Genomic DNA, 21,116 nt, shown 5'->3' with positions numbered 1-21,116 from the left:
CGATGGCGTTCAACATCGAATTCAAACGCACCTTCGAGCATCGGCCGTGGAAGGACCGGAAGGATCGGGTGAAAGCCGATGGTCCAGACGGATTCAATGTGCGATTCAAGGCATTGGAGGCAGACCTCGATACCCTCCGTGAGCGGTTCAGGGATGTCAGTGCCGCACTGAACAAGGTGGCCACCCCCGTGCCGAGTCAAGTGTCGGTGAGTCCGATACTCCGCCCGACCGGCAACGAGAAGCAATGGTGGATCGGCGTGGACGGATCTTCGCACATCCCATTCCCTGAGACCCAGTCGAAAGGCATTGTCAACATACCGATGCCCACCGCCGGATTTATTACCTCGCTCACGGCTGTTGGCCGCTTCAAGGGCACAGGATTTGTGCGCTTCGAATTCTTCCGCGTTGATCCCACCAAGACCTTGCCGGATAAGCTCGCCCAGCTCTATATCAACGGTGCCGCGTCCGATGATGTGATCACTGTCAACGCGCCGATCAACCGTGTCCAGATCGACCCCAACTCGACCTATGTCGTTCTCGCTGAGGGGAACCGCTCCGCGACTGGCGAGATCGTTCAAGTCTCAGGGCTGCGGGTGACCATTGCCGACAGCTGATGGCCGCAGCGGCCCGCCACCTCGTCAGAAAGTAAGATCCATGACTTCCGACTCGCCAGTCTCGGCAAGTACCAGAGGGCAAACACCTGAGGAGCGGATGGCGCGGGCCAGGGCGCTGTTCGAGGAGGCGGCGCGGCTGGCCGCGCTGCCGAATCCGGCCAGGGGCGAGGCGGCCGATCGCGCAGTCGAAGCGATCGGCATCGTCCGTCAGCTCAGCACCGAAAATCGTTCGTACCGGCGGCAACTCGCGGAGTGGTGCGCGACTCCGGTGGTGAACTACCTGGTGAACGCCGATCGCCTGGACCAGGCGCAGGCAGTCGCCGCGGAATCCGTTGCGTTGTTTCGGCAACTCGTGGCGGAACAGCCGAACGACGATGACCTGGCCTTCGGGATCTCCTGGGTGGAAAGGGCTATCGCGAATGTCTTCTGGATCAAACCCGCGCTGCGCCCGAAGGCCGCCGAACTCTATCTCGCCGCACTCGCCGATCTGCGCATCCTGGCCGCGTGGAGCCCGTCGTACCGCAGACAGCTTGCGGACGCGTGCCTGGACCCCGGCGCGTTCTTCCTCGCCGAACTCGGCAGGTTCGATGAGGTGGAATCCGTTGGGGCCGAGGCGGTCACGATCTACCGAACCCTCGCCTCGGAGAGTCCCGGCGACGCTGCCACGACCTATCGGGTCTCATGGGGGCAAGTCGTCATCGCTCAGCGGCTCTGGGGCAAACCGGAACTGCGCGCGAAGGCGATCGCTTACCTCATCGAGGGTCTCGACAACGTTCGGTGCCTGGCCGCGCGGACGCCGTCCTACCGTCGCGCGTTCGCCGAGTGGGCAGTGTGGCCCGTCTCGGCATTCCTCGCCACGCTGAGTCATTTCGACCGGGCGGAATCTATTGGTAGCGAGGGTATTTCGATGTTTCGACGGCTCGTCGCCGAGCAACCTGCCGACGATGAGCTGGCCTACTTGTTGTCTTGGTCGGAAATCGTGGTTGCGCAACATCTCTGGGCCAGTCCTGGGCTCCGTGCCAAATCCGCTGACCTGGCTGTGCGCAGTAGGGCGGATCTGCGCGTTGTCGCCGCGCGAACACCGTCCTACCGCCGTCAGCTCGCCGCCTGGGATACCTGGCCAACCACCGCGTTTCTCGGGGAGGTCGGCAGATATGAGGAGGCGGAAGCGGTCGGCGACGAAGCCATCTCGCTGTATCGCCAACTCGCCGCAGAGACCCCGACGGACGACGAACTCGCGTTCCGCGTGGCGTGGTCGGAAACCTGTGTCGCGCAGTTTTTGTGGGGCAAACAGGAGTTGCACGAGAAGTGCGCCGATCTCGTGGCCGACAGCGCCGACCGGTTACGGCAGCTTGTGGTGCGCGCACCCTCGTACCGGAGCTTCTTGGCCGAAACCGGGACCTGGCCTGGCGTCTCGTTCCTGGCGAGCGTCGGTCGATTCGACAAAGCCGAAGCACTCGGCGACGAAATGGTCGCGCTCTATCGCCGACTCGCCGCGGAGGCACCCGGCGACAGCGAGCTCGTCTACCGCATCTCGTGGTCGCAGATCGTGGTGGCGCAGGCACTCTGGAACAAGCAGCAACTCCAGCAGAAGGCCGCGGCCTTGGCCGCGGACGCCGTAGAGAGTCTCCGCTTGCTCGCGGCGACTTTCCCGTCCTACCGCCCGGTGCTGGCCGACTGGATCAGCTGGCCCGCAGTTCCTTTCTTGGTCGGGACCGGGCAGAAGGCCAGGGCGATCCCGTTGGCGCAGCAGGCCGTCGACATCTACACCGCGCTCGATCGCACCGACCACCTGACCTACGGACCGAGGCTGGCCAACGCCCAACGACAACTAGCCGAACTCCAACGCTGAGACCGTGGAGCCGCCCTGTGCGGTGAAGATGCACCCCCAGCTTCCGACAGCGTGGTCAACCTCGCCCGCATCACCCGAAAGGACTTACTGATGCCGTTCAACATCGAATTCAAGCCGACCTTCAAACACCGTCCCTGGGTCGACAGACAAGACCGAGTCATGGCCGGAGGCGACAACGGATTCAATCGGCGGTTCAAGGCGCTGGAGGCGGACCTCGCCAGCTTGCAGGAGCGTACGTCATCTACGCGCGCGGGTACGACACGAATGAAAGCTCTGGAGGGATCGATATCGGCGGATTCATCCTCGGCACAACGGATTTCGGAGCCAGCTGATAATGCCGACGCCTACTGCGTTCGGATGCGCAGGCCGGGGTTCTCGTCGAGGACGATGCGGACCGGTAGGCCGTAGACGAGCGACGATTCGGACGGAGAGGTGGCTATCGAGGCGCCCGTCAGTACTCCGACGGCTTTGGTGCCGCTGAAGATCGGTCCGCCGCTGTCGCCGGGGAGTCCGAAAAGTGTGGTGGCGAAGAGGTTGTGGTTCTGGATTACCTCGACGTCCATTTTCTGGTCGGCGGCGGAGATTGTGCCGCAGGTGAATCCGGTGGTGGCGCCGGATTTGCAGACCGGTGCTCCGATGATCGGGTCGGCGATGCCGTCGATGGAGACAGCAGCGGCGCCTGCTACACCGATGAGGTTGTTCTCGAATCGGTGCGTGACGGTGTGGGCTGGGCGGACGATTGCGTAATCGTGGCTGGTATCAACCGGTTTCGCGAGGACCGCGACGTTTTCGATCGGCCGCTGGGTCAGTGTGTCGAGCAGCGTCTCGGCGAGCGGCTGGTCGGTCGAACCTTCGAAGGGATACGCGGGCTGGTCCGCGCCGGCGTGCACGTGCATCAACAACGTCGACTCTGCCGCCGATGCTTCGGCAGGCCCGTTGATTTCACAGTGCCCAGCCGTGATGTTGACAGCGTTGCCTTGTGCGTCGGTCGCGTTGAAACCCATCGAGCAGAACTCGAACATCGACCTTTTGCGGACGATGTAGCGGTCCCCGCCCATGATCGGTCGATCGCCGACGGCGACAGGCGATCGAGAAGGCACCCCGAACGTGTCGGAAATAGACTGTGGCCGTGTCTGTTTCGCTGGACGGGTGTCGGTCGTGATGGTAGCGATGAATCCGGCAGCCCTGGCAGCGTCACGCAGCCCGGTTTCCTGCGCACCGGGCCGAACTGCCACGACCGGCCTGCCGGAGTCGTCGAGCCAGACGTCGGCGAAGGCCGCCGGAAAATGGTCGCGTGCATTGTTGGCGAAGGCGCTCAACTGCTGAGCGCGATCCGCACGATCGAGAAACTGCGCGGGACTGATCCCGAGATCCCGGACAATGGCTGCGGCCAGCGCAGGCGACAGCTCCGCGCTGTCCGGGACAGCCTGGGCAGGCGCACCACCGATGCCGAGGAACGTGGCGACAGCAAACAGGCTTATTGGCATTGACCTAGCCGACAATGACCTCGACCACCTTGTCCGGATTGGGCGCGCCGTATCGACGCAGCTTGTCGAATACAGTCCCCTCATCAGCACAGATGCTCGCCGACCGACTCCAGGACCAGGCGCTCCAGGCCTGCGGAACCGGCAGCTGAACCGATTCGACCATCTCCACCATTCGTCGCCGCCGATGACACGCCGGTCGGTCACCGAGTCGACATCGCCCGCCGAGTCGGTTGTCCGGCTCGGGGTGAGGCGGTAGAAACAGCGGTGCGGCGCGTGCGATTTCGCGCCTTGTGTATCGGGGTGATGATGTGAGCTTCTGGATCGACGGACCTGCCGAGACCGACGAACAACGAATCGAGGTCTGGCGGCAGCAATTTCCCTTCGTGGTATCGGAGGTATTCGCCACCCGTGCGCCCGGTTTCGACGGCGACTACTCGCTCGCCTCGCTGGGAGCGTTGGAAGAACTGATCCTCGCGCAGCTACCCGACCAGAACAGCATGATGGATCGCGCTGCTTTGCCTTTCGTCAAGGCTGCCATGGGGTATCTGGGCGAGACGCTGCGGCGGGCAGGCAGTGGCGGCTGGGTATGGGGCACGGGGAAGCTCGCCGGAATGCCTTGTGTCGCATTCGGTATCGAAGGTCTTCCGCCGCTGGCGCCGCTGCAGCGCGTCATCGAGGCGGTTCAGATCCGGGACGGCCAGCAATTCGTGCGGCTCCGGTCCGACATCGACGCGGCGAAGTCTGCACACCGCACCAGTGACGCCTCGGATCGGTTGACCGCACTGGTTGTCGAAATAGTCCAAAACCACGGCTACACCTGCACTTTCACCGCCGACGACCAGCTGGAGCTCGCTGGCAACGGCAAAACCGACTGGGTGTTGAACCTGGCGAACCTGCGCCGCACCGTGGATCAGGAGCCACCGGATCAATGGCCTGCCATGATCACGGATCATCTGAGCACCCTGCTGGCCGGGATCGACCTCGAGGCGGAAGCACCGCTCGAGTTCGACGACTTCGACCGGATGCGGTCGTTGATCCGGACGCGGATGTACCCGGAGAACATGCAGGACGCCGGCTACCCGATCGTGTCCCGAACTCTCGCACCTGGCCTGGTCCAGCGGGTGGTGCTCGATCAGGTCAACACGATCATCCCGGTCACCTATGACCAGCTGTCCCACTGGCCGATAGCGGAATCGGCGTTGTTCGAGCTCGCGGAAGCCAACACCCGCGGCGACGGACTCGTCGAGGTCACCGATCTGGCGAACGACTCCGAGGAAAACATCGTCGGACTGTACCTGCCCGACTATGCCAGCGCGCACGTCCGCTGGCTGGACGCATATCCCGTTGCCGGACAATGGGGTTCGGCCTTCATCGTGCCCTGCGAAGGCTCCGTCTACATTCACCCGCTCAACGGTGCGGATGCCTACGTCACCGTCGGCACGCTGGCAAAGCTGGCGGTGACGGCGCACGCCGAACGCCCCTCGCCGGTGAGCTCATCGGTCTACTGGTGGCACGACGGAGCAATCGACCTCGCCGCCGCCGTCATCCAATCCCTCGAAGCCCTCGAACTCTACGTATCGCCGGAGTTCCAAAAGGTCATGGAGGACATCGCCGAGAAGGCCGACGGGGCGTAGCCCTCGGGCGATCGCTATCGGGTTCGGATGTGCAGGCCGGGGTTCTCGTCGAGGATCGTGCGGACCGGCAGGCCGTAAGTGAAGAACGGTTCTAACGGGGAGGTGGCAATGGAGGCGCCGGTCAGGACTCCAATGGCTTTGGTGCCGCTGAAGATCGGGCCGCCGCTGTCCCCGGGGATGCCGAAGATGGTTGTGGTGAACTGGTCGTGGTTCTGGACTCCTTCGACGTCGATGGTCTGGTCGACGGCGGAGATTGTGCCGCAGGTGAATCCGGTGGTGGCGCCGGATTTGCAGACCGGTGCTCCGACGATCGGGTCGGCGACGCCGTCGATCGCGACGGTCGTGAAGCGGGGGCCGCGGACGAGATTGTTGTCGAATCGCTGTGTGGCGGAAGGGAGTGCGCGGGCGATCGCGTAGTCGTGGCCGGTGTTGACCGATTTGGTGAAGACCGCCACCTTTTCGGTCGGGCGACGGGTCAGCATGTCGAGCAGTGTTTCGGCGAGCGGCTGGTCGGTGGCGCCCCCCAACGGCTGGTCTGTGGTGCTGTGCATGTGCATCGACAGTGTCGACTCTTCGGCTGCCCCTTCGGCTGGACCGTTGATATCGCAGTGTCCTGCGGTGATGTTGACGGCGTTGCCTTGCGCATCCGTCGCGTTGAAACCCATCGAGCAGAATTCGATCCGCGCCGTGTTGCGGATGATGTAGCGGTCCCCGCCCATGATCAGTCGATCGCCGACGGCGGCGGGAGACCGCGACGCCATGTCGAACCCGTCGGAAACAGCCTGTGGTCGACCGTTTTTCGCCGGTCGGGCGTCAGTGGTGATGGTGAATCCGGCGGCGCCGGCCGCGTCACGCAGCCCGGTTTCCTGCGCACCCGCGCGAACGGCCACCATGGGTCGGCCGGAGTCGTCGAGCCAGGCATCGGCGAAAGCCGCCGGGTAATGGTCGCGCGCACTGCTGGCGAAGTGGCTCAACTGCTGAGCGCGCTCGGCACGGTCGAGGAACTGTGCAGGCGTCAGCCCGAGATCTCGAGCAATCGCCGCGGCCAGCGCCGCAGGCAGTGCTTGCCCGTCCGGAACGGCATGGACAGGCGCACAACCGATTCCGAGGAACGTAGCGATAGCAAGCAGACCCACTGGCACTGACCTACCCGGCAATGAACTCGACCACCTTGTCCGATTGGGCGCGCCGCATCGACGCATCATGTCGAAAACAGTTCCGTCATCAGCACAGACGCTCGCCGCTCCGAGACAGGCGACCAGGTCCAGCGGAGTCGGCAGCACAACGATTCGACCATCTCCGCCATGAGCCGCCGCCGAAGACACGCCGTTCACCCCCAACTTCCAACGGGACACCGAGGCCATCAGGGACTCGAACCCCGAACCCCCTGTTATAGAGCACCAAAAATGACGCCTGCGGCGATCCACCGGCCCGGGCCTGCGGTGCGGAATCGCTGCGATCGGATTCGGCTCGCCGGTTTCATTTGAGGTCGCTGGTCAGCTCACGGCACCGCTGACGACCGATTTGGTGATCATTGCTATCGACGGCAGGGACGGCCAGCGAGGGCCGGTACTGCCGGTCTTCGACGTTGCAGCTGGTGTCGAGATCATGCACGGCACTCGAATGCCGGGATCCCATGAATGGGAACGTCTTTGGACGGGGTAGGTTAGGCGACGCCCGAAGCGGAGTTGCGTGCCCTAGATACCAATGGGCCGTGTCTCGACAAAGCTTGACGACGCTAGGGGAGCATGCTTGGCGGGGAAAGGCGGATCGATGTCTGAGACTCGATACTTTGAGAAGGACAACCACGGTTCAGCGAGGTTCTGGCAGATCCGGCGTGAAGGCGTTCGCTGCTACATGGCTTGGGGTCGGGTCGGTGGCAAGATTCAGGGGTCGACCATGATACTCGATGACGAGGCTCACGCGGTGCGTCATTTCGAGTACAAGGCCAAGGAGAAGCGCCGCCAGGGGTATGTCGAGGTCGAACAACACAGGGTTACAGATGTCGTCGATGTCTGGGACGCGGCCCCACTTCTAGATGTGATGCGGGTACACGAGGAGCGGCGGTATCCAGGTGCATGGGATTTCTACTGGACTGGGTACGAGTCTGTCGACGGCATGAGGGTGCCTATGCGAAGCATCACGACTACGGTGACGAATCGCGTTCCTTCTACGAATACCTGGTGCTCAGCGACGATAAGCGCCGCGCTGTCCAATTCGTGGTCAACAAGCCCGGCCATGATTACCAGTTGGTCTCGGACTTTCTTGGATTCGTCCGCCCACGAGTTGCCTTGGCCTTCGACGGTCGGTCTCACCACAAGCTGCGTTTGCAGACGCCAATCGGCCGATTCGATCACGTGCTGATGTGTGCTCCGTCGTTGTTCTACAGCCGCTACGACGGTCGGGTTGGCCAAGTCATGCCGATTCTCGACTGCGAGATCGGCGACGGCGACACTGAAGCCTTCGTCGCGGTTCGACTGCACGGGCGAGACTCGATGCCGTCAACCACGTGGGATCGCGAGCCGTTTCCGGTGATTGATCTGCGATTCGACCTCCACAGCGACGTCGGCTTCGCTGAGCTCGGCCGGGGAAAGTTGTTACGAGAGAAGAAGTTCAGGGTCTACCGGCGCTCTATGCTCGATCGAAGCGTCAGGCTCCTAGCTGAGTCAACGCCCGACAGTCAGTTGGAGATCCGAAACTATCGAGGGGCGATCCGTGTGCTCAGACCCGCGGATGTAACTTCGTCGACCGGTGGTGAGATCGATTCGTTCCTGTTGGAAGGCTATTAAGGGCTCTGCCGAGTGTAGTGGTGCTAGATTGGTGCTATGTCGAATCTCAACCTTCGGCTACCCGACGACTTGCACGAGCAAGTCACCGTCGAAGCCGCCGCTGCTCACCTCTCGCTCAATACCGCCATCTGCAACGCGCTGCGCGATTGGGTGGCTGCGCGTGCGCTGTCGCGGCGCGAAGACGCCATCCTTGATCGAGTCATGACCGAAGACGCCGCACTGCTTGCGATGATCAGGGACATGGAATAGGTGCGGCCCGAAGCGCTCATCAAATGCAATCTGCGCGTCACTGAAGGCCGAGGTCGTGTCCGTGATCTCGGGCTCGTTGCCGCTGCCGCTACCCGTGCCGACGCAGTCGTGCTCGGCGAAGCGGCCTATCCCACACCGGAACTCAAAGCTGCCGCCGTTTTCCAATCCGTCATTCGCGACCAGCCGTTCACCGAAGGCAATAAGCAGACCGCCTGGGTGGCGGTGCGACTGCTGCTCAGCTGCTACGGGCTGGTTCCCGGTGTTGTGATGGGCGCGGTGGTCGAACTCATCGAGACCGTCGCCACGCAACGCACCGATGTCAGCTGGATCGCCGAACAGCTCGCCGTACGCCCTGTCCGCAACGAATAGCGGACTGGTGCAGTCGGTGTCGTGTCGACGAGGGAGAGTAAATGAGAAAAGCCCGGCAGTGGACTGCTGGGCTTTGTTGTGCGCCATCAGGGACTTGGACACACTTTCGGTGTTAAAGGACACTGTGAAAGTGTCCATGTGAGCGAGATCAGCCCTCAGTCCTTGGCTTCGTCAAACCTACAGCTGGCTTCAGAGGCTGTCGTATAAGCCGAGGTTCCCGACCCGCACAGCGTGCAGGAACTTCGTCCTGCGTGGTGACCTCAACCGTCTGGAGACGTCGATCACATCGATGAGGTTGGTGCCCGTCCGCGGTGACCCACATGCCCGCCGCCTCGATATCGCTCGTCATACCGACCAGCGTCGGCGACGGTGAAAAGCGATGGCAGGACGTGTGGTGGCTGGAGGTTCGCGGGCGGATCGACCGCCCCGTCGTCGGCGACGCAGGGTGGCGTGCGCGTGTGTTGTCGATCCGGCGGTAACTGCCTGTGACGTGCAGGCTCTGGACACAGCGCGTGCCCAGATCGCGTGGGCGATGACTCGGTGCACGGGTGTTGCGTGCTCTCGGCGCGGGTGGGTAGTCGTGGAGTGTGGATCATTCGACAACACCGATTTTGGACGCGCTCGCCGACTATCATCGGCTCGGCCGCTATGGGTTCACTCCGCCCGGTCACCGCCAAGGTCGCGGCGCGGACCCCCACGTGCACGCGGTGCTCGGTGATGCGCTGCGCGCCGATGTGCTCGCCTCGGGTGGGCTCGATGACCGGTTGGCCCGCGGCCGCTATCTGACCGATGCCGAAGAACTGATGGCCGACGCGGTCGGCGCGGAAATGGCGTTCTTCTCCACTTGCGGCAGTTCGCTGTCGGTAAAAGCCGCCATGATGGCGGTGGCGGGCGGGAGCGACGGATTACTCGTCGGACGTGACAGCCATAAGTCCATTGTCGCGGGGTTGATTTTTTCCGGTGTCCAGCCTCGCTGGATCACCCCACGCTGGGATTCCGAACGGCACATGTCCCACCCGCCATCGGTCGAGCAAGTGCGCCAGGCGTGGGAACGGCACCCGGATGCGGCGGGCGCGCTGATCGTCAGCCCTAGTCCTTATGGCACCTGCGCCGACATCGCCGGTATCGCCGAGGAATGCCACCGACGCGGCAAACCGCTGGTGGTCGATGAGGCCTGGGGCGCGCATCTGCCGTTCCATGATCAACTGCCGACGTGGGCCATGGATGCCGGTGCGGACGTGTGTGTGGTCAGCGTGCACAAGATGGGCGCCGGATTCGAACAGGGCTCGGTGTTCCACGCCCAAGGCGACCTCGTCGACTTTTCCCGTTTGAGCGCCTGTGCCGATCTGCTCATGACCACCAGCCCCAATGTGCTGCTCTACGCAGCCATCGATGGGTGGCGCAGGCAGATGGTCCAGCACGGAAACGAGCTGCTCTCGGCGGCGTTGAAACTGTCGGAGCGAGCACGCTCAGACGTAGCTCGGATCCCGGGAATCGCGGTGATGGAGGATGAACTGCTCGGTGTGGAAGCGTCCCACGATCTCGACCGGATGCAACTGCTGATGGATGTATCCGCCACGGGCGCAACAGGATACGAGGCCGCTGACTGGCTGCGGGCGCATCGCCATATCGACGTCGGCCTCAGCGACCACCGCCGAATCCTGGCGACCCTGTCTATCGCCGACGACGACACCACTATCGGCGCACTCGTCGAAGCGTTGTCCGCCTGGCGAGATCAGTTGAAAGATCCTCAACCGCATGGCATTCGGCTTCCCGCGCCGAGCGAACTGGAACTGGAATCGGTGATGCTGCCCCGCGATGCGTTCTTCGGCCCTGTCGAAGCTGTATCGCTGAGGGAAGCTGCCGGGCGGATAGCCGCGGAACAGGTCACGCCCTATCCACCGGGTATTCCCGTGCTGGTGCCCGGTGAACGAATCAACGAGGCCGTCATCGAATACCTGCTTACCGGTCACGCTGCGGGAATGAACGTGCCCGACCCCGCCGATCCCGAGCTGAACACGCTCCGGGTCGTCGCCGAGTGACCGCTGGCCGCAAGGTGTTCGATTGGCCGGGCTCTGCTTCGCTCGATGGTTGGCTGCTCTGGACCGCCGGTGTTGTTGCTGCATGGACATCCGCGGACCTCGGCGACATGGCACAGGGTGGCGCCGACGCTGGCCCAGCGGGGGTTCACCGTGCTGTGCGGTGACCTGCGCAGCTGCCGCCGCTCGGCGGGGCCCGAACCTGCTGTACCCCAGCGCTCGCCACCGCGCTGCTGCGGCGACTTGTCTTTCGGTGAAATGATCGAGGCCACTGCCTGCCGATCGAAGGTCGGGCCCTGCGGAACAACCGCACGTCGGCAATATGGTGCGTTGAGGTCGTCGAGATGATCTCGGCCCGTTGATCTTCCGGAAGTGCCGCATGGTCGCGTCGAACCGCGCGCCAGGCGGCATTTGGGGATGTCGTACGACAACGGCCGCCCGGAAGTGCCGCGCGTAATCGTGCAGCCACATCGCTCATCGAAATCCAGCCTGCCGAGCCGCGCAATACCGCCGAAGTGCAGGCTTCTGAATCGTGCGATTGTCGCGGGAACGACAAGGTCGACGTGCTCGCCTACCGGCACGCGTGTCAGTGGCCGAGGTGCTCGAGGTGGGTAGGTATCGCGCATTATTCGTCGTCGTTGCCGGACGGGTTGCCGGTGGACAACGACGTATCGGTTTGTTTGCCCGATAGTTTGCGGTACAGCAGCACGGCGCCGACGGTCACCGCGATACCCAGGATGACAAGTAGCTCCATGGGGTTGGCGTACCCGCCTTTCAGGGCGTGAATCGAGTGTTCGCGATATCGTCGCTACCAGACAGCGATACCAGCTGGGTGGGGTTGTTGATCGCGGTGAGTAGTAGTTCGAGGGCTTGGGTGATGGTTTGCTGGAGAATCTCGCTTGGCTCGCCTTGGAAGTATCGGTGCATTGTCACCGGGTTGTGGTCGACGGCGATGGCGAACCACACCGTGCCGGGAGGTTCGCCGTCTTGCGGGTCGGGGCCGCCGACGCCGGTCACGGCGACGGTGAGGGTGGCATCGGTCATCGATCGCACGGTGTGGGCCATGGTCTCGGCGGCGGGGCGCGAGATCACCGGACCGTCGGGTACGTCGAGAACGTGGTGTTTGAGGTGTCTGGAGTAGGCCACGACACCGCCGTGAAACCATGCGCCGGCGTCGGGCGCTGCCCCTAATGCGGCGGCGATCTGGCCGGAGGTCAACGATTCGGCGACGGCGATGGTGGTTCGGGTGCGCTGTGCGGCCGTCGCGATCTGCTCGGCGAGCTCGTTGGTCGATGTGGTCATCGGCGCTCCTTCACTGCAGTTCCGGCAGGATCTGCTTTTCCCATGCCGAGAAGAAGCCGTCGATGTCGGTACCGATCTGCTGCACATAGATTTCGTCGACCCCGGCCTCGATGAACTGCCGCACCTGCTGCTGGTGGCGTTGCGGGTCGGCGCCGATGGCGAAGTGCTCGCGGGTGGATTCGCGTGGCACCAATGTCATCGCGTCTTCGAAATCCTGTGGGCGGGGCAGGGTCTGGGCCAACTGGCCGGGCAGCAGTTCGTTAGCCCAGAGCCGGTGCGCGAGGTCGAGCGCGGTCTGCTCGTCACGGTCCCAGCAGACCTTCGTGCCGGCCTGTACCGGCCGATCGCCACCTCCGGCCGCGCGGAAGGTGGCCACCAACTCGGCGTCGGGCATTACTGTGCAGTAGCCGTCGCCGATGCGTGCGGCGAGCCTGGTGGCCTGCGGCCCGAAGCCGGAGACATAGATCGGTACCGCTTCGGTGGGCAGGGTGTAGATCCGTGCGTCTTCGACGCGGTAGTGCTTGCCGCGATGGTTGACGACCTCGCCTCGGTGCAGCTCCCGGATGACTTCGACGGCTTCTTCGAGCATCTCCAGGCGCATGGCGGGGGCAGGCCACGCATCGCCGAAGATGTGCTCGTTCAAGGCTTCACCGCTGCCGACACCGAGGACGAACTTGCCGTCGAGCTGACAGGCGGCGGTGGCCGCGGCTTGGGCGATGATGGCGGGATGGATGCGCATCGTCGGGCAGGTCACCGCGGTCGTGACCGGCAGCGAGGTGGCCTGTGACAGTGCGCCGATCACGCCCCAGACGAACGGGCTTTGGCCTTGCGCGTCGTTCCACGGGTGGAAGTGGTCGGAGATCCACAGCCGCTCGAAACCCGCTTGCTCGGCGCGTTGTGCCTGTTCGATGAGTTGTTTCGGATCGAATTGTTCGCTGGAGAGGAAGTATCCGATGCTGGTCATATCCGCGGCTTACCCACGAATCCGAGTGGTATTTGCACCTGAAGGGATGTTTGCGCTAGGGCTGCTGAGGCATTGGCGCGTAATGCGCCGGCCCACCGGTTGAAGGCGAGGTCAGCCGGTGGAGCTCAAGGTCGGCCAGACGAAACCTGCCAAATGCCGCCAACCGAGTGGTGAGTGGTTGCGCGTGTCGTCGTCTGGTACGCGATAGGCAGGCGGAGGGAGGCCGACCTGGCAGCGCATTTCCATCACCACTTTAAGGAGGCGGAACAGCATGACGAATTCGACCGCACTCGCGTTGGTATGCACGTTGCAGAAGTCACCCGCGGAATCCAGTAGCGACCTCATCGCCCGGCATGCGCTGGACGCGCTGGCCGAAAGCGATATCAAGGGTGAGATCGTGCGCGTTGTCGACTATGACGTTCAGCCTGGTGTCAGTACCGACGAAGGTTCCGGCGACCAGTGGCCTACCATCCGGGAACGCATTCTGTCCGCGGACATTCTGCTCGTTTCGACGCCGACGTGGGTAGGGCACATGTCTTCGGTGGCTCAGCGGGTGCTCGAACGGCTGGATGCGGAATTGTCCGAAACCGATGACGCGGGAAGGCCCTTCTATGGTCGGCAAGGTAGGTATCGTCGCGGTCGTCGGCAACGAGGACGGTGCGCACAAGATCGTGGGTGACCTGTTTCAGGCCCTCAACGACATCGGTTTCTCCGTTCCCGCTCGAGGGTGTACCTACTTGAACGGGGAAGCGATGGGCGGCACGGACTATCGTGACCTCGATCCTGTCCCGGACCGGATCGCGTCGGCTACAAAGGCCATGGCACGCAACGCCGCTCATCTCGCGCGACTGCTGAGTGCGGGGGTTTACCCCGCCTATGAATAGCAGTCACCGCTGCGGAACGCCCGCGCGGAGTGTTCAGCCGCCAGTTGTTCCTCGGCGAGGGCCTCGATACCGACCACATTCGCGCCGATTACACCGATGGTGTACTGCGCCTGGCGATTCCGGTCGCGGAGAAGGCCAAGCCCCGCAAGATCGAGGTCGAACGCGCCAACGGCGAGCCTGGCCATCAACGCCTGAACCGCGCCCCTAGCCCGGCGCTTCTCTCCTGGAGGAGGCAGCGTCGACACGAATCCGGTCCAGCGAAGTCGGCTGCAACGGGTCCAGGCGTCCGCCCCGAAGGCGCGTCGGCGGATGCCCGAGTCGGGCGGCGCACCACGGTGATCGGCCGTCATCCCTGATTCGGGCAGGGCGAACGGGAGGGCGTTGCCGAGATTCGGCGCCTTTGCAGCGTGTTCTAGCGCGCTAGAACACGAGATGCGGGAATGGTGTCCATAGACACCAGAAGTGTGCGCCATCAGGGACTCGAACCCCGAACCCGCTGATTAAGAGTCAGCTGCTCTGCCAATTGAGCTAATGGCGCTTGCTCCGTGTTCCGGTGCGAGAGAAACCTTAACAGGCCGAGGCCGCAGATGTGAAATCGCGCCCTGAGCGGGGACGATGGGCCGATCGGGTGTCTTGTTAACAAGGGGAGGGGTTGTGCGGATCTATCCCGTGTAACACCACTGTGTCGACGCGGCATTCAGCGTTGGTGCGAGGTTCTCGTGCTGGCAGAATGACGGAAGTGATCTCGGCCGCTCCGCGGGCACGCAGCGGAGTGAAGCAGTACGTGGTTGAGATCCGGAGCATCGGTGCGCATCATGCATCGAGTCTTGAAACGGGGTTGAGATGAGTGTTGGTCAGGGTCGACGGCGTTGGCTACGACATATCGCCGGACCGGTCGCCGTGTTCGCGGTGGCGGCGCTGGCCGTGTCTGGCTGCTCGTCGTCGAGTGCGACGGACTCGTCCACGGTCGCTATCGACCGTAACCCGCTGCTCGAGTTGATCAAGCCGAAGCTGATGTCGCCGATCAAGGACGGCGAGGTCGGTGTTTCGCCGGGTGTGCCGCTGGCGTTCCATGTGGAGGACGGCCGGTTCACCTCCGTGAGCCTGGTGAACGCGCAGGACAAGCCGGTCGGCGGGAAGCTGGCCGGCGACGGCCGGTCGTGGGAGACCACCGAGGTGCTCGGCTACGGCAAGTCTTACCGCTTGAAGGCCGACGCGGTCGGTCTCGGCGGCGCGAACTCGACCGTGTTGAACTTCACCACCAGTTCGCCGAACAGCCAGACCAAGCCGTATCTGTTGCCTGGCGAGGGCGAGGTGGTCGGCATCGGCCAGCCGGTGGCGATCCAGTTCGACGAGAACATCCCGGACCGCAAGGCCGCGCAGGATGCGATAAAGATCACTACCGAGCCCGCGGTGGAGGGCGCGTTCTACTGGGTGAACAACCGCGAGGTCCGGTGGCGCCCTGAACATTTCTGGACGCCGGGGACCAAGGTCACCATCAACGTGAACGTCTATGGGCGTGATCTGGGCAATGGTCTGTTCGGCCAGGACAACATCCAGTCGCATTTCCTCATCGGTGACGCGACGATCTTCACCGCCGACGACAACACCAAGCAGGTGGTGGTCGAGCAGAACGGTCAGGTCGTGCGCACGATGCCGACGTCGATGGGCAAGAGCAGCACGCCGACCGATAACGGCATCTACATTGTCAGCGACCGGTTCGACAAGATCATCATGGATTCGTCGACCTACGGCGTCGCGGTGAGCTCGCCGGACGGCTACAAGACGCCGGTCGACTACGCGACCCGAATCTCCTACAGCGGCATCTTCTTCCACTCCGCGCCGTGGTCGGTGGGCCAGCAGGGTTACAGCAACACCAGCCACGGCTGCCTGAACCTGAGCCCGGCCAACGCGCTGTGGGTCTATCAGAACGCGAAGCGCGGCGATATCACCATCGTCAAGAACACGGTCGGCGGAACCCTTTCCGGCGTCGACGGTTTGGGTGACTGGAACATCCCGTGGCCGGAGTGGAAGGCGGGTAACGCCGATCCGCGTTGAGCCACAACGAAAACGGGCCACCAGTGCGAACTGGTGGCCCGTTTTTCGTTGTTCAGGGGAGCTTGGTGCAGCCCAGGTGTGCGTCGCCGATGAGCGCCATCGCGCTGCCCACCGCCAGGCAGGCGATCCCCGCCGAGCCGGTGACGACGACCCTGCCCGCCGATCCGGTCGAGTCCGAGCCGGAGCTCGACATCGAGGGGAGCCCGATCCCCGCGTCGGCTGTGCCTGCTCCGGTGCGGAGGGTGGCGCCGACGAACGCTGTGAGTACCGCGGAACGCATCACGACCTGTGTCTTTCTGGTCAACCGGGTGGTGTTCCAGCGACACCGCCCACGCGCCGGAGTTTGCGGAGCTGCACCGTGATCCGGTGGGCAATCGGAACAAGAACGTTTCACATTGTGACGTGGGCATGAAAAAGCCCGGGAGGTCCGATTTCTCGGAGCCGCCCGGGCTGCTGGGGTGACCGACGGGACTCGAACCCGCGACACCCAGGATCACAACCTGGTGCTCTACCAGCTGAACTACGGTCACCATCACCGGCTGAACACCGGCGCCGTCGATATTAGCGTGTCACCCCTTCGACTCCCTAATCGGTTTCCGGCACGCCGTTGACCTGCGCCGATTCGACGGCTTCCGCGCTGCTGCTGATCTCGGCGGCGACGGTCGCGATCTCGGTGGTCGACGGGCCTGGCGGCGCGACGAACGCGGTGCGCCGGTAGTACTCCAGCTCGCGGATGGATTCCTTGATATCGGCCAGCGCGCGATGGGTCAGGCCCTTCTCCGGCTGGCCGAAGTAGATGCGCGGGTACCAGCGGCGGCACAGCTCCTTGATCGAACTCACGTCGATCATCCGGTAGTGCAGGTGGGCATCCAGCGTCGGCATGTCGCGGGCGATGAAGCCGCGGTCGGTCGCGATCGAGTTACCGGCCAGCGGAACCGTGCCGGGGGTCGGCACGTACTGGCGGATGTAGTCGAGCACCTGCTGCTCGGCCTCGGCCATGGTGACGGTGGAACGCCGCACCTCCTCGGTCAGGCCGGAGCGCTCATGCATATCGACGACCACGGCGGGCATGGCGGCCAGCGCCGCGTCGTCCGCGTGGATCACCACGTCCACGCCATCGCCGAGGATGTTGAGATCGCTGTCGGTCACGAGCGCGGCTACCTCGATCAGCTTGTCGCTGTCCAGGCGCAGCCCCGTCATCTCGCAATCCATCCACACCACGTATTTATCCGACACGCGAGCAACATTAGCTGTGTCGAATACCGCGCGCCTGCGCCGCCGCGTGTTCGCGGCGCGCGATCATCCGACATGCGGTCCGAAGGGCCCCATCTCGCGCACGTTTCGCCGAAGGCAGCCGCCCAGCGACCTGCAGGGAGTCGTCGCAGACGAAAGTTTCGCGCGGCGATAGAGTTTGTCCTGATCGGCACAGCGTTTTCGGTACGACAGCAAACACTGCGTTAGCAGTTCGAGTCAGACCAGACGGAGGACCGTGCGATGACCACCCCCCAGGAGAAAGCTGCCGCAGCCCGTAAGGCTGCTGAAGACGCGGCGAAGGTTGCTGCCGAAGCGGCGGCTGCCGCTGAGGCCGCGGAACGCGAGCTGGCCGAGCAGCCGGACGGCGAGAGCGGGGCGCACGCGGCCGCGAAGGCCGAGAGCGCGGCGGCCAAAGCCGATCAGACAGCTGCTGCCGCCACGGAAGCCGCCACCAAGGCGGACCAGAAGGAATCCGACGCCAAGGACAAGGCGGCACAGGCCGGCGCCAAGGGCTCGGCGGCCGCCAAAGAGATCGCCGCGGGCTACGCATTCGACGGGGTGGCACTGGAACTCGGCACTGTCGTGGTCGACGACGAAGTGGATCCGACTGCGCGCGTACGCATTCCGATGCGCACCATGAACCGGCACGGGCTGGTGGCAGGCGCGACGGGCACCGGTAAGACGAAGACGCTGCAGGGCATCGCCGAACAGCTTTCGCGCGCAGGCGTTCCCGTGGTGCTCGCCGATATCAAGGGCGACCTCTCCGGTCTTTCGCAACCCGGTCAAGCCAACGACAAGCTGAACGCACGCGCCGCCGAAACGGGCGCGGACGACTGGACGCCGACCGGCTACCCGACCGAGTTCGTCTCGCTCGGCACCAACGGCATCGGCATCCCGATCCGCGCCACCATCACCTCGTTCGGGCCGGTGCTGCTCAGTAAGGTGCTCGGGCTCAACGAGACTCAGGAATCCACCCTCGGCCTGATCTTCCACTGGTCGGACAAGAACGGCCTCGCGCTGCTCGACCTGAAGGACCTGCGCGCGGTGATCACCCACCTCACCAGCCCCGAGGGCAAGGAAGACCTCAAGGGCATCGGCGGCGTCTCGGCCGCCACCGCGGGCGTGATCCTGCGGGCACTGGTGAATCTGGAGGCCGACGGCGGCGACACGTTCTTCGGTGAGCCGGAACTGGATCCGAGCGACCTGGTGCGCGTCGCGGGCGGCCAGGGCGTCATCACGCTGTTCGAGCTCGGCGCGCAGGCGTCGCGGCCGGTGATGTTCTCCACCTTCCTGATGTGGGTGCTCGCCGACCTGTTCCAGACGCTGCCCGAGGTGGGCGATATCGATAAGCCCAAGCTGGTCTTCATCTTCGACGAGGCGCATCTGCTGTTCGCCGACGCGTCCAAGGCGTTCCTGGATCAGGTGGAGCAGACCGTCAAGCTGATTCGCTCCAAGGGTGTCGGGGTGTTCTTCTGCACCCAGTTGCCCACCGACATCCCGAATCCGGTGCTGTCCCAACTGGGTGCGCGCATCCAGCACGCGCTGCGCGCCTTCACCCCGGACGATCAGAAGGCGCTGTCCAAGACCGTGCGCACCTATCCCAAGACCAGCACCTACGACCTGGAGAAGGCGCTCACCTCGCTCGGCACCGGCGAGGCGGTGGTGACCGTGCTCTCCGAGAAGGGCGCGCCGACGCCGGTGGCGTGGACCAGGATGCAGCCGCCGCGCTCGCTGATGGACACCATCGGCGACGACGCGATCAAGTCGCGGGCGCTGTCCAGCTCGCTGCACGGCAAGTACGGCCAGACCGTCGATCGGGAATCGGCCTACGAGATCCTCGCGGCGAAAGTCGCTGCGGCGGACCAGAGCTCGGAGCCGGCTCCGGCGCCGGGGCGGTCGCCGAAGGCCGAGGACTCGACCGCGGAGCGGATCATGAAAAACCCTGCGGTGAAAAGCTTCCTGCGTTCCGCCGCCACCGCGGCAGGCCGGGAGATCAGCCGCAGCATCTTCGGCACCAGGAAGCGCTGAGCGCCGTTCTGGAGTTGGTCGACTGATCACTGGGTACTGGTGTAGGCATCGCCCGAGAAGCCACCTGCACCAGTACCCCCTCGGCGTGAACGCCCCTCCGGGATCCGCAGGGGCGGGGTCCGGCGGCTCAGCTGGCGTCGCGGTCCAGGAAGTCGGGCTCGCGGTGGACGAGCTGGGCGTACTGGCCAGCGCGCACCGCAATGACGCGGGTGCGGGTGCTGCTGTGGTGGTAGGCGCCGGTGCACGGCACGGCGAGCAATTCGCCTGGCCGCAGGTCGGCCGGGAGCCGAACGCCGGTGGCGAGGATGACATCACCCGCGCGCCCGGCGACGGTCGCCGTCACCTGCGGGCCGGTCGCCCGGCGATTCGCGACGACCATCCCGGCGCCATCGCCGCTGCGAGCGCGGGCCGCGCTGTCGATGACAACGGAGACGTGCCCGCCGTCACTGTGCTTGACCGACATCACCCGATGCAGGGTCACTCCCGCCCGCGCCACGATCCCGCGCCCCGGTTCCAGCGCGACGTTCGGCCGGGGGAAATGCTGACGCGCACATCCCGCATCCAGCGCGTCCTCGATAATCGCGGACAGCTCAGGAAGATTCATCTCCGCGTCACCGCTGCGATAGGCGATCGCGTGCCCGCCGCCGAGGTCGAGATCGGTGAGCAGCCGATCGTGGTCGTGCCGAACCTGCGCCATCTCGGCGATCATCCGGCGGATCGCCTCCCCGTAGTGATCCGGGTTGTAGAGCTGCGACCCGAGGTGACAGCTGAATCCGATCAACTCGAGCGTCGGCACACCAAGCACCTGCGCAACGGCCGCCGCCGCAGGCGTGCCGAGCGCAAAGCCTGCCGCGCTCTGCCGCGTGTCCCGCTCGATGCCGGGATCCAGGCGCAGCAGCACGCGCTGTGTCCGGGTGGCGACCGTGGCGAGCAGGTCGACCTCGGCGGGTGAGCCGAGCACGATCCGGTTGACCCGCTGGGTGACCGCGGTGGCCAGCTCCTCGCGCGATAATCCGTTGGCGTGCAGGATGATTCGCTTCGGATCGACCCCGGCCGCTAACGCGGCGGCCAGCTCGCCGGACGAGTGGACTGCCATCGACAGTCCTTCGTCGGTGACCCAGTCGGCAACCACGCCGATCAGCAATGCCGTTGCGGCGTAGGCGATCTCGGCCTCGGGGAAGGTCTTGCGATACGCGCGGCAGCGCAGCCTGACCTCGTGCTCGTCGACCACCCGCGCCGCGGTGCCATAGGTTTCGGCGATGTCGGCGAGCGCGACGCCACCGACCATGATGCGGCCGTCGGCGTCGTACCTCGCGCCGTGTGGCCAGATCGCGGAATCCAGGTGCGCGGTCGTGCCCGACCGTACCGGCGAGAAGAAGTCCACTAACGTCACGGGTGCTCTCCTGATCCGCTCCCCGCTTTCTCTCTCTGCGGGGCCTATCCAGTCTTATGCCGCCGAAGGCCGCGGCGACAGGGGGTTTTGCGCGATGTTGACCGCGCCCATTCCGATCTTGACGAATCGCTGACGGTGCCTGCCGCGCGAGGAGAAATCTCCTCGCCCGGCAGGCATGCCCGATCTGCCGGCTATCCGCG

The 21,116-nt window shown here is 64.5% G+C and carries 18 protein-coding genes, 2 tRNA genes and 3 pseudogenes; 13 read left to right on the top strand and 10 right to left on the bottom strand.

From position 1 onward, the window contains the following. Window positions 1–2: 2 nt before the first annotated feature. Window positions 3–614, top strand: a complete 612-nt coding sequence (locus tag ACGFNJ_RS13980) for a hypothetical protein (RefSeq protein ID WP_393447087.1) — start codon at window positions 3–5, stop codon at window positions 612–614. 40 nt (window positions 615–654) lie between these two features. Next, window positions 655–2,466 (top strand): hypothetical protein, encoded by a 1,812-nt coding sequence (locus ACGFNJ_RS13975; RefSeq protein WP_393447085.1) that lies wholly within the window; start codon window positions 655–657, stop codon window positions 2,464–2,466. A 344-nt stretch (window positions 2,467–2,810) separates the two neighbouring features. On the opposite strand, the gene ACGFNJ_RS13970 is transcribed toward ACGFNJ_RS13975, so the two are convergent. Next, the gene (locus tag ACGFNJ_RS13970; protein WP_393447083.1) at window positions 2,811–3,953 is read right to left on the bottom strand and encodes a S1 family peptidase; all 1,143 of its coding nucleotides are present in this window, start codon (window positions 3,951–3,953) and stop codon (window positions 2,811–2,813) included. 308 nt (window positions 3,954–4,261) lie between these two features. On the opposite strand from ACGFNJ_RS13970, the gene ACGFNJ_RS13965 reads away from it, so the two are divergent. Next, window positions 4,262–5,587 (top strand): hypothetical protein, encoded by a 1,326-nt coding sequence (locus ACGFNJ_RS13965; RefSeq protein WP_393447081.1) that lies wholly within the window; start codon window positions 4,262–4,264, stop codon window positions 5,585–5,587. 14 nt (window positions 5,588–5,601) lie between these two features. Here ACGFNJ_RS13965 and ACGFNJ_RS13960 read toward each other — a convergent pair whose 3' ends face one another. Next, on the bottom strand, window positions 5,602–6,723 hold the full coding sequence (locus tag ACGFNJ_RS13960) for a S1 family peptidase (protein WP_393447079.1): 1,122 nt from the start codon (window positions 6,721–6,723) through the stop codon (window positions 5,602–5,604). 571 nt (window positions 6,724–7,294) lie between these two features. Between ACGFNJ_RS13960 and ACGFNJ_RS13955 the strand changes: the two are divergent. From ACGFNJ_RS13955 to ACGFNJ_RS13930, 6 genes and pseudogenes are all read left to right on the top strand, one after another. Further along, window positions 7,295–7,564: pseudogene (locus tag ACGFNJ_RS13955) on the top strand (WGR domain-containing protein); the annotation flags it as partial. A 101-nt stretch (window positions 7,565–7,665) separates the two neighbouring features. Next, window positions 7,666–8,376, top strand: a complete 711-nt coding sequence (locus ACGFNJ_RS13950; protein ID WP_393447872.1) for a hypothetical protein — start codon at window positions 7,666–7,668, stop codon at window positions 8,374–8,376. A gap of 36 nt (window positions 8,377–8,412) precedes the next feature. Further along, complete coding sequence (locus ACGFNJ_RS13945; protein WP_069159838.1) at window positions 8,413–8,625, top strand: toxin-antitoxin system HicB family antitoxin; 213 nt, start codon at window positions 8,413–8,415, stop codon at window positions 8,623–8,625. Beyond that, on the top strand, window positions 8,626–8,994 hold the full coding sequence (locus ACGFNJ_RS13940) for a Fic family protein (protein WP_393447077.1): 369 nt from the start codon (window positions 8,626–8,628) through the stop codon (window positions 8,992–8,994). It abuts the gene before it with no gap. A gap of 587 nt (window positions 8,995–9,581) precedes the next feature. Further along, window positions 9,582–11,036: an aminotransferase class I/II-fold pyridoxal phosphate-dependent enzyme gene (locus ACGFNJ_RS13935; protein ID WP_393447075.1), complete on the top strand. Its 1,455-nt coding sequence runs from the start codon at window positions 9,582–9,584 to the stop codon at window positions 11,034–11,036. Between the two features lie 45 nt (window positions 11,037–11,081). Continuing rightward, window positions 11,082–11,381, top strand: coding sequence for an alpha/beta fold hydrolase (locus ACGFNJ_RS13930; RefSeq protein WP_393447073.1), 300 nt, complete (start codon window positions 11,082–11,084; stop codon window positions 11,379–11,381). 277 nt (window positions 11,382–11,658) lie between these two features. Here the strand turns inward: ACGFNJ_RS13930 and ACGFNJ_RS13925 are convergent, their stop codons facing one another. Genes ACGFNJ_RS13925 through ACGFNJ_RS13915 form a run of 3 tightly spaced genes read right to left on the bottom strand, consistent with a single transcriptional unit; the run spans window position 11,659 to window position 13,299 of the window. Continuing rightward, on the bottom strand, window positions 11,659–11,787 hold the full coding sequence (locus ACGFNJ_RS13925) for a hypothetical protein (RefSeq protein WP_393447071.1): 129 nt from the start codon (window positions 11,785–11,787) through the stop codon (window positions 11,659–11,661). Window positions 11,788–11,807: 20 nt separating this feature from the next. Beyond that, window positions 11,808–12,335 (bottom strand): CinA family protein, encoded by a 528-nt coding sequence (locus ACGFNJ_RS13920; RefSeq protein ID WP_393447069.1) that lies wholly within the window; start codon window positions 12,333–12,335, stop codon window positions 11,808–11,810. 10 nt (window positions 12,336–12,345) lie between these two features. Then, window positions 12,346–13,299 (bottom strand): TIGR03557 family F420-dependent LLM class oxidoreductase, encoded by a 954-nt coding sequence (locus tag ACGFNJ_RS13915; protein WP_393447067.1) that lies wholly within the window; start codon window positions 13,297–13,299, stop codon window positions 12,346–12,348. A 271-nt stretch (window positions 13,300–13,570) separates the two neighbouring features. Here ACGFNJ_RS13915 and ACGFNJ_RS13910 point away from each other — a divergent pair. Further along, window positions 13,571–14,183 (top strand): annotated as a pseudogene (locus tag ACGFNJ_RS13910) (flavodoxin family protein). Window positions 14,184–14,185: 2 nt separating this feature from the next. Further along, window positions 14,186–14,350 (top strand): annotated as a pseudogene (locus ACGFNJ_RS13905) (Hsp20/alpha crystallin family protein); the annotation flags it as partial. A gap of 298 nt (window positions 14,351–14,648) precedes the next feature. On the opposite strand, the gene ACGFNJ_RS13900 reads toward ACGFNJ_RS13905, so the two are convergent. Then, window positions 14,649–14,721 (bottom strand) — tRNA-Lys (locus tag ACGFNJ_RS13900). Between the two features lie 305 nt (window positions 14,722–15,026). Here ACGFNJ_RS13900 and ACGFNJ_RS13895 point away from each other — a divergent pair. After that, window positions 15,027–16,241, top strand: a complete 1,215-nt coding sequence (locus tag ACGFNJ_RS13895) for an Ig-like domain-containing protein (protein ID WP_393447065.1) — start codon at window positions 15,027–15,029, stop codon at window positions 16,239–16,241. Window positions 16,242–16,293: 52 nt separating this feature from the next. On the opposite strand, the gene ACGFNJ_RS13890 is transcribed toward ACGFNJ_RS13895, so the two are convergent. The 3 genes from ACGFNJ_RS13890 to orn all read right to left on the bottom strand — a co-directional run bounded on the left by ACGFNJ_RS13890 (window position 16,294) and on the right by orn (window position 17,477). Then, window positions 16,294–16,521, bottom strand: a complete 228-nt coding sequence (locus ACGFNJ_RS13890) for a hypothetical protein (RefSeq protein WP_393447063.1) — start codon at window positions 16,519–16,521, stop codon at window positions 16,294–16,296. 174 nt (window positions 16,522–16,695) lie between these two features. After that, a tRNA-His gene (locus tag ACGFNJ_RS13885) sits at window positions 16,696–16,771 on the bottom strand. A gap of 55 nt (window positions 16,772–16,826) precedes the next feature. Next, a complete protein-coding gene (gene orn / locus ACGFNJ_RS13880; RefSeq protein WP_393447061.1) occupies window positions 16,827–17,477 on the bottom strand; it encodes an oligoribonuclease in 651 nt (216 codons plus the stop codon). Between the two features lie 258 nt (window positions 17,478–17,735). Between orn and ACGFNJ_RS13875 the strand changes: the two genes are divergently transcribed. Beyond that, window positions 17,736–19,523 carry a helicase HerA-like domain-containing protein gene (locus ACGFNJ_RS13875; protein WP_393447059.1) on the top strand — a complete coding sequence of 596 codons (1,788 nt, stop codon included), beginning with the start codon at window positions 17,736–17,738 and terminating at the stop codon, window positions 19,521–19,523. A gap of 127 nt (window positions 19,524–19,650) precedes the next feature. On the opposite strand, the gene ACGFNJ_RS13870 is transcribed toward ACGFNJ_RS13875, so the two are convergent. Next, window positions 19,651–20,916 carry a diaminopimelate decarboxylase family protein gene (locus ACGFNJ_RS13870; protein ID WP_393447057.1) on the bottom strand — a complete coding sequence of 422 codons (1,266 nt, stop codon included), beginning with the start codon at window positions 20,914–20,916 and terminating at the stop codon, window positions 19,651–19,653. Between the last annotated feature and the right edge of the window lie 200 nt (window positions 20,917–21,116).

It is taken from the genome of Nocardia sp. NPDC049149 (genome assembly GCF_043197455.1).
Taxonomy (GTDB): Bacteria; Actinomycetota; Actinomycetes; order Mycobacteriales; family Mycobacteriaceae; genus Nocardia.
The sequence above is the reverse complement of the archived record's forward strand: the minus strand, read 5'-3'. Positions and strand labels throughout refer to the sequence as shown.